This window comes from Neobacillus paridis (assembly GCF_016765675.1).
Taxonomy (GTDB): Bacteria; Bacillota; Bacilli; order Bacillales; family Cytobacillaceae; genus Neobacillus; species Neobacillus paridis.
In genome coordinates, this window is the sequence record NZ_JAESWB010000340.1 from 98,803 (window position 1) to 116,234 (window position 17,432).

Annotated in this window: 11 protein-coding genes; 10 read left to right on the forward strand and 1 reads right to left on the reverse strand. The window is 43.2% G+C overall.

Annotation, left to right across the window (positions count from 1 at the left end; all coding sequences use genetic code 11):
* Nucleotides 1-48 precede the first annotated feature (48 nt).
* The 5 genes from JK635_RS20245 (at nucleotide 49) to JK635_RS20265 (ending at nucleotide 7,025) form a co-directional block, all read left to right on the forward strand.
* A complete protein-coding gene (locus JK635_RS20245) occupies nucleotides 49-1,428 on the forward strand; it encodes a putrescine aminotransferase (RefSeq protein WP_202655771.1) in 1,380 nt (459 codons plus the stop codon).
* A gap of 98 nt (nucleotides 1,429-1,526) precedes the next feature.
* Nucleotides 1,527-2,897 (forward strand): 4-aminobutyrate--2-oxoglutarate transaminase, encoded by a 1,371-nt coding sequence (gabT, locus tag JK635_RS20250; protein ID WP_202655739.1) that lies wholly within the window; start codon nucleotides 1,527-1,529, stop codon nucleotides 2,895-2,897.
* A 4-nt stretch (nucleotides 2,898-2,901) separates the two neighbouring features.
* Nucleotides 2,902-4,362, forward strand: coding sequence for an NAD-dependent succinate-semialdehyde dehydrogenase (locus JK635_RS20255; protein ID WP_202655740.1), 1,461 nt, complete (start codon nucleotides 2,902-2,904; stop codon nucleotides 4,360-4,362).
* A gap of 141 nt (nucleotides 4,363-4,503) precedes the next feature.
* Nucleotides 4,504-5,631, forward strand: a complete 1,128-nt coding sequence (locus JK635_RS20260; RefSeq protein WP_202655741.1) for an HAD family hydrolase — start codon at nucleotides 4,504-4,506, stop codon at nucleotides 5,629-5,631.
* 158 nt (nucleotides 5,632-5,789) lie between these two features.
* The gene (locus JK635_RS20265; protein ID WP_202655742.1) at nucleotides 5,790-7,025 is read left to right on the forward strand and encodes a sensor domain-containing diguanylate cyclase; all 1,236 of its coding nucleotides are present in this window, start codon (nucleotides 5,790-5,792) and stop codon (nucleotides 7,023-7,025) included.
* Between the two features lie 64 nt (nucleotides 7,026-7,089).
* Here the strand turns inward: JK635_RS20265 and serA are convergent, their stop codons facing one another.
* Nucleotides 7,090-8,733: a phosphoglycerate dehydrogenase gene (serA, locus tag JK635_RS20270; RefSeq protein WP_202655743.1), complete on the reverse strand. Its 1,644-nt coding sequence runs from the start codon at nucleotides 8,731-8,733 to the stop codon at nucleotides 7,090-7,092.
* A 695-nt stretch (nucleotides 8,734-9,428) separates the two neighbouring features.
* Here serA and JK635_RS20275 point away from each other — a divergent pair.
* From JK635_RS20275 to JK635_RS20295, 5 genes are all read left to right on the forward strand, one after another.
* Entirely contained in the window at nucleotides 9,429-10,721 is a 1,293-nt protein-coding gene (locus tag JK635_RS20275; protein ID WP_306792979.1) for a homoserine dehydrogenase, read from the forward strand.
* Between the two features lie 2 nt (nucleotides 10,722-10,723).
* Entirely contained in the window at nucleotides 10,724-11,797 is a 1,074-nt protein-coding gene (gene thrC, locus JK635_RS20280) for a threonine synthase (protein WP_202655773.1), read from the forward strand.
* Nucleotides 11,784-12,719 (forward strand): homoserine kinase, encoded by a 936-nt coding sequence (thrB, locus tag JK635_RS20285; RefSeq protein WP_202655744.1) that lies wholly within the window; start codon nucleotides 11,784-11,786, stop codon nucleotides 12,717-12,719. The genes thrC and thrB overlap by 14 nt, the downstream gene beginning before the upstream one ends.
* 25 nt (nucleotides 12,720-12,744) lie before the next feature.
* Entirely contained in the window at nucleotides 12,745-13,839 is a 1,095-nt protein-coding gene (serC, locus tag JK635_RS20290) for a 3-phosphoserine/phosphohydroxythreonine transaminase (RefSeq protein ID WP_202655745.1), read from the forward strand.
* 209 nt (nucleotides 13,840-14,048) lie between these two features.
* Nucleotides 14,049-17,288 carry a winged helix-turn-helix domain-containing protein gene (locus JK635_RS20295; RefSeq protein WP_202655746.1) on the forward strand — a complete coding sequence of 1,080 codons (3,240 nt, stop codon included), beginning with the start codon at nucleotides 14,049-14,051 and terminating at the stop codon, nucleotides 17,286-17,288.
* Nucleotides 17,289-17,432: the final 144 nt, after the last annotated feature.

Here is a 17,432-nt window from a genome sequence, read left to right on the forward strand (position 1 = left end):
AAGTAATGTAAACACAATTAATATTTTACAAAAATAGGAGAGATTATGATGAGTATTGATGTAACAAGAGAATCAAAGAGTGAAAAGCTGCAAAATGTAAGTAAGTATATTGAGAAGGTTTTAAGTTTAGTAGAAAAGGAACAAATAACTGAAGAGGATGCTGCCTGGATTACGAAGGAAACGGTTGACGGCTTCCGTGAGTATGTCAATCCAGGGTTCCTGGAATACCGCAAAACCGTAACTGAAGGTGGTCAATTTGCCGCTGTTGAATGGTCGGATAATGGCGCCTGCTTTAAGGATGTAAATGGCAAAGAATACATTGACTGTCTTGGTGGTTTTGGCATTTATAATGTCGGCCATCGCAATCCGAAGGTTGTAAAAGCTGTGACGGATCAGCTTCTGAAGCACCAGGCACTTCACAGTCAGGATTTGCTTGACCCGCTGCGTGCGATGCTGGCAAAAATTTTAGCAGAAATCACCCCAGGGGATTTAAAATATGCCTTTTTCACTAACAGTGGAACGGAAAGTGTTGAAGCAGCATTGAAGCTGGCAAAAATGTATAGTGAGCGGACGACATTTATTTCAACAACTCGGGCATTTCACGGAAAAAGTCTGGGATCATTATCCGGTACGGCAAAAGGGATGTTCCGTAAGCCATTCCTGCCATTAATTCCAGGCTTCCGTCATGTCCAGTACGGCGATATCGAGATGATGCGTAAGACATTTGAAACCTGTGCGCTTGTTGGTGAAGATGTGGCGGCCGTCATCCTTGAGCCAATTCAAGGAGAAGGGGGCATTATCCTGCCACCTGAAGGATACTTAAAACAAGTTCGCGAGCTTTGTGATGAGTTTGGTGCCCTGTTGATTTTTGATGAAGTGCAAACTGGGATGGGCCGGACTGGAAAAATGTTTGCCGCCGAATTGTACGATGTCGTGCCGGATATTATCTGTCTAGCCAAAGCATTTGGCGGGGGCGTTATGCCGGCCGGAGCCGTTGTAGCGAAAGAGGAAGTATTCAAAAGTTGGTTCCCAAATCCATTTATGCATACCACCACCTTTGGCGGCAATCCGCTGGCTTGTGCTGCCGCAATTGCGACAATTGGCGTCTTAATCGATGAGAAATTGCCGGAAAGAGCAGCGGTTGTAGGTGAGTATTTCCTAAATGAATTGAAAAAAGCAGCGGTCGGTCATGAAGACAAAGTCCAGGAAATCCGCGGTCAAGGTTTAATGATTGGGATCGAGTTCCACAAGGACGAAATCGGTTATGAAGTATCAAAAGGAATGTTTGATAATGGTGTTCTAGTAGCCGGCACGCTGATTAATTCAAAAACAATCCGAATTGAGCCAGCATTAACCATTAGCTATGAAGAGGTTGATAAAGTGGTCAGCACCTTCAAGAAGGTATTGGAGAACGTGAAAGAAGTATAATTAGGAAAATTTTTCATCAAAGCAATCGGTCCAGTACCGATTGCTTTCATTCCTACTAAAATAAAAAAATCAAAATATATATATAAGGGGAGTTAAAATTGGACGATCACATTGTAAAACAGCAAACAGCCATTCCAGGGCCAAAATCTTTAGAAATATTAGAGCGGAGAAATAAGTATGTGCCAAAGGGCATTAGCAATAATTGCCACTCCTTTGTAAAAAAAGCGGAAGGAGCCGTTGTTGAAGATGTCGATGGCAATATCTATATCGATTTTGCTGGTGCGATTGGAACACTGAATGTCGGCCACTCCCATCCAAAAGTGGTTAAAGCGATTCAAGAACAGGCAAGCCAGTTCGTACATACCGGATTTAATGTCATGATGTATGAATCCTATATCGAACTTGCTGAAAGACTTTGTAAGCTTGCGCCAGGCGAGTTTGCCAAAAAAGCAGCCTTTTTTAACAGCGGGGCCGAAGCAGTTGAAAATGCCGTAAAAATTGCCCGCAAATACACGAAACGCCAAGGAATTATTTCGTTTACAAGAGGTTTCCACGGCAGAACTTTAATGACCATGACGATGACCAGTAAAGTTAAGCCTTACAAATATGAGTTTGGCCCTTTTGCCCCGGAGGTGTACAAAGCGCCTTATCCATATGTTTACCGCCGGCCGGAAGGAATCAGCGAACAGCAATACAGTGAAATGATGATTGACCAGTTTAAACAATTTTTAATCGCTGAAGTTGCCCCGGAAACAATTGCTGCGGTAGTGATGGAACCGGTTCAAGGAGAAGGCGGCTTTATCGTGCCTGATATCGCTTTTGTTCAAAGAATTAGAGAAATCTGTACGCAGTATGGCATCCTTTTTGTTGCGGATGAAATTCAAGCAGGCTTTGCCCGGACCGGAAAATATTTTTCCATTGAGCATTTTGGTGTTGTCCCTGATTTAATCACGATATCCAAATCAATGGGGGCCGGGGTGCCAATTAGCGGGGTCATTGGCCGGGCAGAAATTATGGATGCAGCTGCATCCGGTGAGATCGGCGGGACATATTCCGGAAGTCCGCTGGGCTGTCAGGCTGCACTGGCGGTGCTAGATATTATTGAAAGTGAAAAACTTAATGAACGTGCAGCCATGCTGGGTGACAGGATTATCGACAAAATGAAGCAGCTAAGCACTCGCTTTGATTGCATTGGTGATGTCCGCGGTCTTGGGGCAATGTGTGCGATGGAAATCGTAAAAGATAAACTTACGAAAACTCCTGATAAAGAAGGAGTCGCAAAACTGGTAAAAGCAGCCGGTGAAAGAGGGCTGATGATCTTAAGTGCCGGGATTTACGGAAACGTCATCCGTCTGTTGATGCCAATTACGATCACGGATGAACAGCTCGAAGAAGGTTTCCAAATACTTGAAGAAGCCTTTGCCGACGTTTATCATAATAATGAATCTACTGTTTTAGCTGGGAGGTAAGAAAATGAGTGTCGTAAATCAAGAGTATCAAATTTATCCAATGTATCTTGATGGAAAATGGGTCGGCAATGATTATGAGATTTTCACTGAAGTGATTAATCCAGCAACGAAAGAGGTAGTAGGGGCAATCCCGACCGGAGGCAGTTTAGAAGCAAAACTAGCTGTAGATGCAGCCCATCGTGCTTTTAAAACGTGGTCGAAAAAAACAGCAGAAGAGCGCTCCCGTCTTTTAATGAAATGGCATCAATTGATCGATGAAAATAAACTGGAGATTGCTAGAATCATGACTACAGAACAAGGTAAGCCGTTAAAAGAGGCCCTTGGTGAGGTTGTCTATGCCAATAGTTTCATCTCCTGGTATGCCGAGGAAGCCAAACGTGTTTACGGTGAAACGATTCCGGCGTCGTTCCCTAATAAACGAATCCTGGTCCGTAAAGAACCAGTAGGGGTTGTTGCTGCTATTACACCTTGGAACTTCCCGGCGGCGATGATTACGAGAAAGGTTGGTCCAGCACTTGCAGCAGGCTGTACCTGTGTCGTAAAACCAGCAAACCAAACACCTCTGACAGCCTTGAAAATGGCGGAGTTGGCCCATGAAGCGGGAATCCCAAGCGGTGTGTTAAATGTGATTACCGGTAAGTCTTCAGAAATTGGTGATGTTTGGCTCAAGGATCCGCGCGTAACCAAGATTACCTTCACTGGTTCAACAGAGGTAGGGAAGACATTGATGCGCGGGGCAGCGGAAAATGTTAAAAAGGTTTCCCTTGAGCTCGGCGGCAATGCTCCATTTATTGTCATGGATGATGCCAACTTGCAAAAAGCGGCTGTTGGTCTCGTGCAATCCAAATTCCGTAACGCTGGTCAAACCTGTATTTGCACAAACCGGGTTTACGTCCAAGAAGGAGTGGCTGAGGAATTTACCAAGCTTTTTCAAGCAGAATTAGCGAAGCTAAAGGTTGGCAATGGACTTGAAGAAGGGGTAGACATCGGTCCATTAATCGATCAGGCTGCTTATAAAAAGGTCGAAACACTTGTCAATGATGCTGTTAAACAAGGTGGTAAGGTCGTTTACACTGGTGCCAAGCCGGAAGAAGAGAATGGCTATTTCTATGCTCCAACGATCATCACGAATATTGATGACAATATGGAGTGCATGAAGGATGAAATCTTTGGACCGCTTGCCCCAATTTCAACGTTTAAAACGGAAGAGGAAGTCATCGAGCGGGCGAATAATTCTCGTTACGGTTTGGCTGCTTATGTCTATACAGAAAATTTAAGCCGTTCATTTAGAATCACGGAGCAGCTGGAGTATGGAATTGTTGGTCTGAATGATGCGCTGCCATCGGTTGCCCAAGCCCCATTTGGCGGCTACAAGGAAAGTGGAATCGGCCGTGAAGGCGGTCATTTCGGCATTGAGGAGTTTTTGGAAGTAAAATATATTTCTATAGGATTGGATTTAGAATAAGTAATCATAGAAAAAGCCGCCAGCTGTGAAAGCTGCGGCTTTTCCTGCTTTCTGATTTTTAAGTTAATTTACTTTAACTCTAATGATTAGCTGTGTTACGATAGATTGAAATGAATGGTCATTGGAAGTGGGGGCAACGCTTTGATTAAAACAATTTTGTTTGATGTAGACGGAGTATTATTAAGTGAAGAACGTTATTTTGATGCTTCGGCATTAACGGTTTGGGAAATGCTGATGAGTCCCAATTACCTGGGCCTTTCCCCTGAAAAATTTGTTACCAACCCAAGTGATGCTGAAATAAAAAAAATAAGAGATACAGTTTTTCAACATGACGAAGTGCTAAAATGGCAAAAATCACGCGGCCTCAATGCCAATTGGGACATGATCTATCTATCCTTCAGCCATCAACTCATTCACCTGTTGTCACAAATTAAAGACTATGAGAATGAAAGCATCAGCAAATGGTGTCAGGCACCTATCGATCGGGAAGTATTAGTGGAGATTGGCAAAGTCCTTAGCCGCTATGAGGTGAAATTGGATTTTGGCTTGTTTGTGGCGGAGTTTAAACGCTCACAGGCGGAGAAGCAGGAACTGCTGGGCTATTTGAATGAGCTGGCGAGGGAAAAGCTGGGAGTTAATGCTGCTATTTTCGAAAAAGGGGAGCTTTGGTCTGTATGCCAGCATGTCTGCCAGGAATGGTATGTCGGCGATGAACATGTCTTTGCTTCTACCGGCAGAGCCTCGGTGCAAACAGGTAAACAGGGATTCTTGGCGAAGGAAACCACTCTCGCTCCAAAGGAAAAAATTGCTGAGCTGTTTCAGTTTCTGACCTCAAGAGGATGCACAATCGGAATTGGAACCGGCAGACCGGAACTGGAAGTCATCCAACCGTTTCAACACCTCAATTGGCTTCAATATTTTGAAGAACAGCGAATTGTAACAGCTGATGATATTTTGAAAGCGGAACAAGAACTTACCGGTTTGTCATCGTTATCAAAGCCACATCCGTTTACCTACATCATGGGGCTTAAAGGAAAAGGCATAACCGCAGAAGAATGTTTAGCTACTGCACTGCCAATCGAGCAGGGCGAAACGGTGCTGATTGTCGGCGACTCCTTAGCCGATCTGTTAGCCGCCAGACAAATGGGCTGTCAGTTTGCCGCGATATTAACAGGCCTGTCGGGAAAGGCTGCCAGAGCAGAATTTGAACAATATCAGGCAGATTATATCTTTGATTCTGTCTTGGATGTATCTACTGTTTTAAGATAATTTTGGCTAACAAATATTTCAAATATGGTAAAATATTTAATAGATTAAGAGATAGAAGGTGAGGATTTATCAAAATAAATATCAACTCCCTTGGAAGATTAGGAAATCGCCATTTATCTTCTATCATCGTTTCCGCATTTATTATTGTTCTTTTGGTCATGATTAGTATTGGGAGTATTCGCTACTCTCTTAATGTTAATATTCAAGGCCAACGAGCATTAGATAGTATTGAAACTTCATCCAATCATTTATTTAAAGCGCTAATCGACCAAGAAACGGGACAAAGAGGCTATAACTTAACCAAGGATGCTGACTTCTTGGAACCGTATTGGCAAGGGGCTAAAGAGTTCTCAGAAAGTTCAGAAGCGCTTTTACAAAAAACAAAGGAGTTTCCGGATTTACATGCTGAGGCCCAAAAGATTGTAGAAAAAGGGCAATATTGGCATGATCATTATGGTGCAGCTTTGGTTGTGCAGACTCAAAAAGGGAATCAACCAAGTGTTCAAATATTAAATGAAGGTAAAAAGGCAATTGATGATTTCCGCCGTTCTACTAAGAATTTTTCCGATAAAATCGAGGGACAGAGAAGCATTGTAAGAAATTTAATGAAGACAAGGATAAATTTCACTCTCGCCGCCTTAATGATCAGTATTTTTGTGATTATCGTTATCGATTTATTGATAAATATCAAGCTCTTAAAGTCGCTCATTAAACCGATTATTGAGCTGAGCAATTGCGTTAAATCTTATACAGAGCATGACTTTTCCAAAGGTATTCCATCTTATCGAAAAAATGATGAAATGTTTGAGCTGATAAAGAATGTTGATTTCATGCGAATGGAATTGTCGAATAGTATCACCTCATTAAAGTCGCAAGTGAATATTGATGAATTGACTGGTTTATACAATCGGCGGCATTTTAATGAATTTATTGAGAAAGAATGGGAATTAGCAAAGGAAAACTCGGAAAATTTCTCCTTAATCCTTTTTGATATCGATTACTATAAAAACTATAACGATACATATGGGCACTTAGCGGGTGATGACTGTTTGAAAATAATTTCAGAGCGGTTACAAGACCTTAATCATGCCCCCCCCAATTGTATTGCCAGATATGGCGGAGAGGAGTTTGGTATTATCCTGCTTCAACGGACAGAACAAGAGGTACTGGCATTGGCCGAAGAAATAAGAAATGCGATATTGGATTTAAAAATTCCCCATCAAGGTTCCCCGATTGCTGATTATGTAACGATAAGCCTCGGTGCTGCCTCCATTAAACCGACGGGAGATATGAAGCCAAATGAGATCATTTCCATGGCGGATAAGGCTTTATATGCATCGAAACAAAAGGGACGTAATCAAGTAACTTATTATACAAAACAATTTTCTTATTAATATTGCAAAACACGCCCGGAAACCAACGGTCCGAGCGTGTTTTGTATTTTTTTGACTGGTTTAATTAAATGGTCTCAACCTTTTGCGGCTCGATGCGTCCGGGTTCAAAGGAATCGACATTGGTTAACTCAAGCAACTGGGCTTCCTCCAAGCCATCAATAAGGGTCAGCTCATGGAGAATTTCGGTGCCTAATGTTTTATCAAGGGTTAACACCATAATCGCCTCTCCGCCGACTTCTGTCCGGCCTACCTGCATGGTACCGATGTTAATTTGATAGTCTCCTAGTAAGGAGCCTACTTTTCCAATCATTCCCGGTACGTCATGGTGTTTAATATATAATAGGTATTTTTCCGGTTTAACATCAATACGGTAATCGTTGATCTTGACCACCCTTGCCCCGTAGCCATTTAACACAGTTGCTCCAATCCGCGCCGATTGAAATCCCTGGGAAACAGACAGTTCCATATAATTGGCGAAGCCTTTATTAGTGGCATTTTTTTGCACATTATAGGAAACACCCTGTTCTTTTAAAAGATGCAGAACGTTGATGAGATTGACAGAATCGCTCAAGTGATAGGATAGGATACCTTTTAGCATCGTCCGTGTTAACAACTCGGTATCTTCGTCAATTAAATCACCGTAGTAATTGATGGTGATTTTTTCAGGTGCCTGCTTATTCAGTAATTGAATCACCAGCTGGCCGATTTGGTCGCCCAGCAGTAAGTACGGTTGCAGTTTGGCTTGGGTTTCCCCTGACATTTGCGGCATATTCACAGCATGCTGAATTGATTGTGTTTCAAAAATATCGATAATTTCCGCGCTGACCTCCTGGGCCACTTTTTCTTGAGCCTCCACTGTTGAAGCCCCAAGATGCGGTGTCACAATGATATTCGGGTTTTGCAGTAATTCAGGATCGGCAACTGGTTCTTTTTCAAATACATCCAAGGCTGCCCCTGCTACATGGCCGGATGCGATTGCCCGTACTAATGCCTTCTCGTCAATAATACCGCCGCGGGCGCAGTTAACGAAGCGGACTCCTTTTTTTGTTTTTGCCAAAAATGCATCATTAATAATACCTCTTGTATCATTGGTCAGCGGGGTATGAACGGTAATAAAATCAGACTCGGCAGCAATTAAATCCAGGCTTGCTTTGGTAATTCCCAGCTTTTTCGCCCGCTCTTCTGTTAAATAGGGGTCAAACCCCAAAATAGTCATGCCAAAGCTTTTAGCCCGCTTGGCGACTTCTGTCCCAATTTTCCCCATGCCGACTACACCAAGTGTTTTCTTGTACAATTCCACACCTTTAAATGAATTGCGGTCCCATTCGCCTGAAGTGGTTTTTTGATGGGCTTGCGGGATCTTGCGTGCCAGTGCCAGCATCATCGCCAGTGTGTGTTCTGTTGCCGCGATCGTATTGGCGCCAGGGGCGTTAATAACAATGATTCCTTTTTTGGTTGCGGCATTGACATCGATATTATCGACGCCTACTCCTGCCCTGGCGATTACCCGCAGGCGGTCTGCTGCCTGCAGCAGCTCCTCCGTTACCTTTGTTTGGCTGCGGACGATCAGGGCATCGTAATCACCAATCATCCTTTTTAATTCGGCTGTTGGCAGTGTTGGCTGCCGATCGACGGTAAAATGGGGATGATCTAGCAGACTCTTTAAACCTGTTTGGCTAATCCCGTCTGTGACAAGTACTTTAAACATTCCAAATATACCTCCTGAGATCTTTTTTCGCTAATCCATAAGTCCATCTTTTCATACAAATAATTTAACGAGATTTCAATTTTGAGGTGGAAATATCAACATCCTTTTAACCTTAATTTATAAAAAAACGTCCCTCATAACAGACACAATGGTCGTGTTATGAGGGACGTGAATGTACGTGGTGCCACCCTCTTTTGCCGCCGGGGAAGTCCTGCGACCTTATACATGTAACGGTTTTAACCGGGCTTGCCTACGAATAAGTGTTCAGCAGCCAGTTCAGAAGTGCTGGGCAATTCGTTAAGCTTCAGCAAAGGTGCGCTGTTCGCTTATCAATTAAAAAAAGGCACCGGTTCACAGCGGCCACCGGCTCTCTGAAGCCATTTTTTAATGCCGTCTTCATCATTACTGATCATTTGTTGGATTAAACGAAATATAATAAAATTTCAAAATCATTTAATATAGCCATATTCTACATGTCAACTTCTGTAAAGTAAAGGGATAAAGCAGAAAAAAATCTAAACATTTTTCAGGAAAAATTTTAACTGATGACAAGAATTCAACAACGGTGCAAGGGTAAGCGATTACAGTAGATGACCAAAAAAACATATCTATTGTAAAAAGATTCAGTGAATAATATAATGTCTACAACAGAAATACATTTGTTCACTGTGGGAGGACACTATGTGGAGGGAGATATGATGAAAGCTATCTCAATAGGTTTACTGGGGTTAGGGACAGTCGGTACGGGGGTTGTCCAAATTATCAAAAATCACCAAGACAAATTAATGCACCAAGTAGGCTGCCCAGTGGTTATTAAAAATATCCTTGTCCAAAATGTACATAAGAAGCGGCCAATTGAAATAGATTCTGAACTGTTGACTTCAAGTGCTGATGATATTCTATTAGATCAAGAGATCGATGTCGTCATTGAAGTAATGGGTGGAATTGATGAGACGAAAGATTATTTAATTACAGCGCTCCGACAGGGAAAACATGTCGTGACTGCCAATAAAGATTTAATGGCCCTGCATGGTTCAGAACTGTTAACGGTTGCTTCAGAATATGGCTGCGACCTTTTTTACGAAGCCAGTGTCGGCGGCGGTATTCCGATTTTAAGGGGCTTGGTTGATGGGCTGGCATCTGATCGAATCACGCAAATGATGGGGATTGTTAATGGGACGACCAATTATATTTTAACCAAAATGAGCAATGAAGGCAGATCGTATGAAGAGGTTCTGAAAGAAGCGCAGGAACTGGGATTTGCAGAAGCCGATCCGACTTCAGATGTGGAGGGCTTGGATGCCGCTCGAAAGATGACGATCTTAGCGACCTTGGGTTTTTCAATGCATATTGACTTGGACGATGTTCAGGTAAGCGGGATCACAAGTGTTACGGAAGAAGATATCGCCTATGGCAAAAAATTGGGCTATACGATGAAGTTAATTGGCTATGCCCATCGCGAAGGTGAAAAAGTCGAGGTTAGTGTCGCGCCGACCTTCTTGTCTAATAATCATCCGCTTGCTGCGGTCCAAAATGAGTATAATGCCGTATATGTATACGGTGAGGCAGTGGGAGAAACGATGTTTTATGGTCCGGGTGCGGGCAGTCTGCCAACCGCATCAGCCGTTGTTTCGGATTTGGTTGCTGTTATCAAGAATCTGCGGATTGGCGTGAATGGTAAAAGCGCGGTCACACCGCAATACCCGAAACAATTAAAGGAAGACAGTGAGAAGTTTTCGAAGTATTTCTTACGGATTCATGTCCAGGATGAGGTCGGCGTTTTTGCGGAAATTACGACCATATTTGCAAAACACGGGGTAAGCTTTGAAGAAATCCTGCAGCTGCCGATTAAGAAACATGAAACTTCTGAAATAATTTTGGTAACGCATCATGCTTCATTAACAAGTTATCAGCAGATTTTACAAGAATTACATGATTTACAAGCAGTCAAGGAAGTAAAAAGCACATATAGGGTAGTGAGGAAATAATGATGAAAAGATGGCCAGGATTACTAGAAGCGTATAAAGAGTACTTATCAATCAATGAGAGGACCCCAAAACTGACTTTAAATGAGGGGAATACACCGCTAATTAAGCTTGAAAGGCTGTCCGAGGAATGGGGCGTAGGGCTTTATGTGAAAGTGGAGGGGGCCAATCCAACCGGATCGTTTAAAGACCGGGGCATGGTGATGGCGGTTGCCAAAGCGGTAGAAGAAGGCAGCAAAACCGTTATTTGTGCTTCAACCGGAAATACATCCGCCGCCGCCGCTGCCTATGCAGCTCGTGCCGGAATTAATTGCATCGTTGTCATCCCGGAAGGAAAAATTGCCTTGGGAAAACTGGCGCAAGCGATGATGTACGGAGCGGAAATTATCTCCATTGAGGGGAACTTTGACCAAGCGTTACAAATGGTTCGCAATATTAGCAAAGTGGAACCCATTACTCTTGTGAATTCAGTGAACCCTTACAGACTGGAAGGACAGAAGACAGCTGCTTTTGAGGTATGCGACCAGCTGGGCTCAGCACCGGATATCCTCGCGATTCCAGTCGGAAATGCCGGTAATATCAGCGCCTATTGGAAAGGGTTTAAAGAATACAACGACAAAAAAGAGACAGGACTGCCAAGAATGTTTGGCTTTGAAGCGGCCGGTGCTGCCGCACTTGTCCATAACCGCGTATTTGAAAATCCGGAAACAATTGCTACGGCCATCCGGATCGGGAATCCGGCAAGCTGGAATTTAGCTGTAAATGCAGTCCAGGAATCGGATGGACAGTTTGATGAGGTCACCGATGAAGAAATCGTCGCCGCCTATAAAAAATTAGCCTCCACTGACGGTGTTTTTGCAGAACCGGCATCCTGCGCCTCCATCGCAGGAGTTTATAAAAGTATTCAAAATGGAAAAATCGCCAAGGGAACAACAATTGTTGCTGTTCTTACAGGCAATGGCTTAAAGGATCCGGACACGGCGATTAAAAGCAGCCTTGTGACACCAACTCAATTGCCAAATGACGAAAAGGCGGTTGCAGAACATATTCGAGGGGTTGTAAGTGATGCCTCTAAATAATCGAATGCGAATCAGGGTCCCTGCCAGCACGGCCAATCTTGGTCCGGGATTTGACTCCATCGGCTTGGCAGTTAATCTGTATTTGACACTGGAAGTGGAGCAAAGTAACCAGTGGGAGTTTTATTCCGCAAACCAAGAGCTGGCAGATCTTCCAAATGACGAGCAGCATTTTATCGCCCAAGTGGCCATCGGGGTAGCGAAAAAGTATGGGAAAGAAATGTCTCCATACAAGGTGAAAGTCGCAAGTGAAATTCCCTTGGCCCGCGGTCTCGGTTCCAGCGCCTCCGCGATTGTCGCGGGAATTGAGCTGGCCGATATTGCCTGTGAGCTGGCATTAACTAGAGAAGATAAGCTATTATTGGCAACGGAATTAGAGGGCCATCCAGATAATGTCGGGGCGTCTATTTACGGAGGTTTAGTCGTCGGCAGCTATCAGCAGAATGAGGTTGATATGCTGTCATTTACCAATCTTCCTTTTGAGGCGGTTGTGGTTATTCCCAAAGAGACATTATTAACAAAGGATTCCCGTGATGTACTCCCTAAAGAGTTTTCACGCAGTGAGGCGATTGCAGCGTCTTCAACAGCCAACCTATTGGTTGCCGCTTTATTAAGCGAAAATTGGCAACTGGCAGGTAAAATGATGGAGAGGGATCGTTTTCATCAGCCCTATCGCCGTCCACTTATTCCTTTTTATCAGGCTGTGGAGAATGCGGCCAAGAAAAATGGGGCATTCGGAACTGCCTTAAGCGGGGCCGGTCCTACTGTGATCTGTTTTACCGAAAAAGCCAAAGGAAGAAAGCTGGCGCACAGCCTGCAGCAGCTTTTTTCCGAAATGTCGGTAAAACTATTAAGCATCGATTATTTTGGAAGTCTGGTAGAAGACTGCGAACCCAATTCCTTTCAAACGAAGAAGCTTGTATAAAATGTTATAAACAGGAGTGAAAGAAATGAATGTACAAGTGACACGCGCCTACAACTTTAATGCGGGTCCATCTGCCCTTCCCCTGGAGGTTTTAGAAAAAGCCCAGCAGGAATTCCTTGATTTTCGCGGTACCGGTATGTCTGTAATGGAATTAAGCCATCGCAGTAAGGAATATGAGGAGGTACATAATCAAGCCAAGGCCTCCTTGAAAGAACTGCTGTCGATACCTGATCATTATCAGATTCTATTTCTCCAAGGCGGTGCAAGTCTGCAGTTTTCAATGATTCCAATGAACTTCTTAAAATCGGAACAAAAAGCAGGCTATGTTTTAACCGGTTCGTGGTCTGAAAAAGCCTTTAAAGAAGCTGAAGTTTTTGGGAATCCTTATGAAGCTGCGAGCACAAAAGACGATCATTACCGCCGGATTCCTTTGCAAAATGAGCTTCAGTACAATGCTGATGATGCCTACCTGCATCTGACATCTAATAACACTATTTACGGTACCGAGTGGAAAGACTTTCCTGCTGTCGATGTGCCACTAATTGGAGATATGTCGAGCGATATTCTGTCACGGCCTATCGATATCAGCAAATTTGCGCTTATCTATGCCGGTGCCCAGAAAAACCTCGGACCTTCAGGTGTAACAGTTGTCATTATCCGTGACGATTTGATCGAAAAAGCAAATAATGATATTCCGACGATGTTAAAATACAGCACTCATGCAAAAAATAATTCGTTATACAACACACCTCCGACCTTTGGCATCTACATGCTTGGGGAGGTTCTCAACTGGGTAAAGGGCATTGGCGGCATTACTGAAATAGCCAGAAGAAACGAAGAAAAGGCAAAATTACTTTATGATGCAATTGATGAAAGTAACGGATTTTACATCGGACATGCGGAAAAGGACAGCCGTTCGCTGATGAATGTCACCTTCCGTGTGAAAGATGAAGTGTTAGAAAAGAAATTTTTGGCTGAAGCGAAACAAGCAGGCTTTGTTGGGGTAAATGGTCACCGTTCTGTCGGCGGCTGCCGCGCTTCCATCTACAATGCGGTTCCCTATGAAGCCTGCCGGGCATTCCGTGACTTCATGAAACAATTCCAACAAGTAAATGGCTAATAATCGATAAGAACTGAATGAATCGGAAAAAACTGCCCGTCCTATTTTTTGCTGGACGGGCAGTTTCTTCGTTTAAAATACGCCCCGCTGAATAAATAGGTTGCAAAAGCAGCTCTTAAGCTCTTTTTCTTATTGTTGCTCGTACACGACTCAGCTGTAATATGATAAAATAGTGTAAAAATTGGAAATATTGGGAGATGGACAAATCTATGAAGCTTCCAATCATTCAAACAAAGCTGCGGGTTCCGGCTGTTAAAGAAAATTTTATTAGACGGGCAAGGCTGACACAAAAAATGAAGAAGATAGCTGAATATCCTTTAACAATCATCCATTCTGGTGCCGGTTTTGGTAAGAGCACGGCGCTGGCATTATTTATTACGGATGAAAAATTACCCGGCTGCTGGTACTCCATTTCATCCATGGATGATGATGTCCTTCCGTTTCTTTGGCATATTATTCACTCGGTACGCAGCGTTGCTCCTGAGTTTGGTAAGGAATTATCTGCGTATATTGAAACCATCGATCACTATATTCGCGAGGAAGAAATTGGTTTATTATGCTCCTTGTTTATTAATGAAATCAATGAGCTGGATGCGGATGTGACATTAATTTTGGATGATTTTCATCAAATTGAACATTCCTATACCATCAACAGCTGGATGGAAAAACTGCTGGAACATATCCCACCAAATTTACATTTGGTTATTTCCAGCAGAAGTCGTCCGGTATGGAAGTATTTAACGAAAATGAAAGTTTGCGGACAGTTTCTAGAGATTACCAGAGAAGACTTAATCCTGACAATGGACGAAATGGAACTGCTAATGACCGATCTTTATGGGTTAACAGTGGAATCCAGCCATGTACAAACGATTTATCAGCTGACCGAGGGTTGGGTTATCGCCATTTGTATGATTGCCCAGCAAATCCCATTAAAAAAGGACATTGCCGATATTTTTGAACATTCCTCACAGTCCCTGCAAGACTTTTTTCAGTATCTTGTCATGGAAGTGTTTTCAAAACAGCCTCCCATTGTTCAGCAGTTCCTCGAACAGGCCTCGATCTTTGAAGAAATAGAAGAAGCCATGTGTGAAGAAGTAATCGGCCTTCACGGAGCCGCTAAAATGTTGGAACAGTTGAAAGATAGAAATTTATTTATTCAAAAAGTAGGCGGAACGCATTATCGTTTTCATGCTCTATTTAAAGAGTTTCTCGAAAACCTATTGAAAAATAATCAACCGGAAAACTATTATCTGCTTCATGAACGATGTGCCCGCTACTTTGAGAAAAGACAACTATGGGAGGAAGCGCTCCATCATTATAAAAAGATTGAACACAATCAAGCGATTGCCGCGATCTTACAAGAACAAGGCTTGAAAATGCTGGAAGGAGGGAAATTGGAAAGCCTTTCTGATCAACTAACGATGATTCCTGAGGCGAATATGGATATATACTACCCACTTTGGTACTTGAAGGCGGAAATCCATCGCTACCGTTCCCAATATCAACAAGCAGAGAATTGCTATCATCGGTCTTTTTGCGGTGCCGAGAAAAAGCAGGATCATCTCGGAATGAGTATGGCATTAGAAGGAAAGGCAAAAATTTATCTCGATACGATTCAACCGCATCAGGCGGAACGGATTTTATACGAGGCGATCACCCATCGGGAAAAAAGCAGAGCTTCTGATGAAGAAAAAGGCAGACTCTATCAATTGTTATCGGAAAATTTATTAAATGCCGGGAAAGCTTCGGAAGCAGAAAAATGGATTCAAAAAACGAAGGCGATCGATCTTGATGGAAATTTGGAAGCAAGACTGTATTTACGAACCGGCCGGTTTGAGGAAGCAAAGAGACTGCTTTACCGGAAAAAGGAGCAGTTTAACGCGACAAATTTCACATCACTGCCGCAAGCTCACCGGGAAACAGATGTTTTGCTATCTTTGATCGAAGCTTTTACCGGAAATGGGTTGAGAGCAAAAGAGCTTGCAGAGAAAGGGATTCAACAAGGGATCACGCAGAAAGCTCCGTTTGTTGAAGCCTGTGGCTGGATGCGGCTGGGTCATGCCGTGCAAATTTTAAATAAATATGACTCCCGGTTGGCCGAAAACTGCTATCAGACCGCATTGGAAATTATGGACCAGCTGCATGTGGATAGAGGAAAGGCAGAGCCTTTAATGGGCCTTTGTCTTTTATACGGGATCAGGGGAGAGTTGGAACGCGCCTTGGATGTTGGAAATAAGGCATTGCTGGAAACAGAGAAGGTGAACGATGTTTGGCTTTCTGCGTTAATTACCTTGGGAATGGGGATCACCTGCATTTATAATGAACGATTAACAAAAGCCCATCATTTTTTGAAAAAAACCGATTCCCTTTTCCAGCATTGTGAGGATTCCTATGGACAGATGCTGAGTAAATTTTGGTTGTCCTATCTATTCTTTCTTGAAAAAAAGGAGGAGCTTTTTAAGCAAACGATCGATGAATTTTTAACACTAGTGCAAAATCATGAATATGAATTCTTCTTTTACCATCAAGCGATTTTTAGCCCGCGGGATTTACAAGTTATCGTGCCTTTACTTATTACCTGTTTGAAAGTGGAAATTCAAACACCATTTGTCAGAAAAACATTGGAGAATCTGGGGGTCAGCACTCTTGACTCGCATCCAGGCTACTCGCTTCGCGTGCAAACGTTGGGCCAATTCCGGCTTTGGCTGGGTGAGAAAGAGATTGCTGAAAAAGACTGGCAAAGAGAAAAAGCGAAGGAATTGTTCCAGTTATTCATCACCTTGAACGAGCCGATTGCCAAGGACGAGATTATCCAAATTCTTTGGCCAAATCAAGATAAAAAAAATGCCGACCGTGATTTCAAGGTGGCATTAAACAGTCTATTGCATGTCCTTGAACCGCAGCGGAAGGCGAGAGCCGCATCCTTTTTCATTATCCGTGAGGGGATGTTTTACGGGCTCAATCCCCATGCAGTAATTGAAGTGGATACGACTCAATTTCAAAAACTGATTGAAGAAGGCTTAAACGCAACTGATAGCGTAAAGGTGATTGATTTCCTTAAGCGGGGATTAAACATTTACCATGGCGATTATCTGCCTGAACGACGTTATGAGGACTGGTGCATCAGCAAAAGAGAGAATCTGCTCGTTTATTTTTTACGTGGTGCCGAGAAGATGGCGCAGGTAATGGTCCGCCGCGAAAACTATGATGCCGCGATTGCTTGGTGTGAAAAAATTCTTGACCGCGACCGTACATGGGAAGAGGCCTACCGCCTGTTGATGTATTGCTATTATCGGAAAAACAACCGTCCGCAGGCAATGAAGTGGTATCAGAAATGTGTACGGGTGTTACAGGAGGAATTGGGTGTTATCCCGCTAGAGCCGACCCAGCATATGTACAAGATGATCATCGAAGCAGAAAACTTTATCGATTCATTTGAACAGCCCTAACCAGGCTGTTTTTTTGTAACTCTCCTGTAACTCTTGTTTTCTATCATAAAACAAACGCTATACCAGTTTTATCCCGCCTTAACGGGCAGTAAGACCCCCACCTCGGGGAGTCCAAGTCTACAAGGAATTTAGGTGGGGGATCAA

Coding starts and splice junctions, on each gene's coding strand:
- JK635_RS20245 (WP_202655771.1), top strand. CDS start 49: ATGAGTATTGATGTAACAAGAGAATCAAAGAGTGAAAAGCTGCAAAAT.
- JK635_RS20255 (WP_202655740.1), top strand. CDS start 2,902: ATGAGTGTCGTAAATCAAGAGTATCAAATTTATCCAATGTATCTTGAT.
- JK635_RS20265 (WP_202655742.1), top strand. CDS start 5,790: ATGATTAGTATTGGGAGTATTCGCTACTCTCTTAATGTTAATATTCAA.
- serA (WP_202655743.1), bottom strand. CDS start 8,733: ATGTTTAAAGTACTTGTCACAGACGGGATTAGCCAAACAGGTTTAAAG.
- JK635_RS20275 (WP_306792979.1), top strand. CDS start 9,429: ATGATGAAAGCTATCTCAATAGGTTTACTGGGGTTAGGGACAGTCGGT.
- thrC (WP_202655773.1), top strand. CDS start 10,724: ATGAAAAGATGGCCAGGATTACTAGAAGCGTATAAAGAGTACTTATCA.
- thrB (WP_202655744.1), top strand. CDS start 11,784: ATGCCTCTAAATAATCGAATGCGAATCAGGGTCCCTGCCAGCACGGCC.
- serC (WP_202655745.1), top strand. CDS start 12,745: ATGAATGTACAAGTGACACGCGCCTACAACTTTAATGCGGGTCCATCT.
- JK635_RS20295 (WP_202655746.1), top strand. CDS start 14,049: ATGAAGCTTCCAATCATTCAAACAAAGCTGCGGGTTCCGGCTGTTAAA.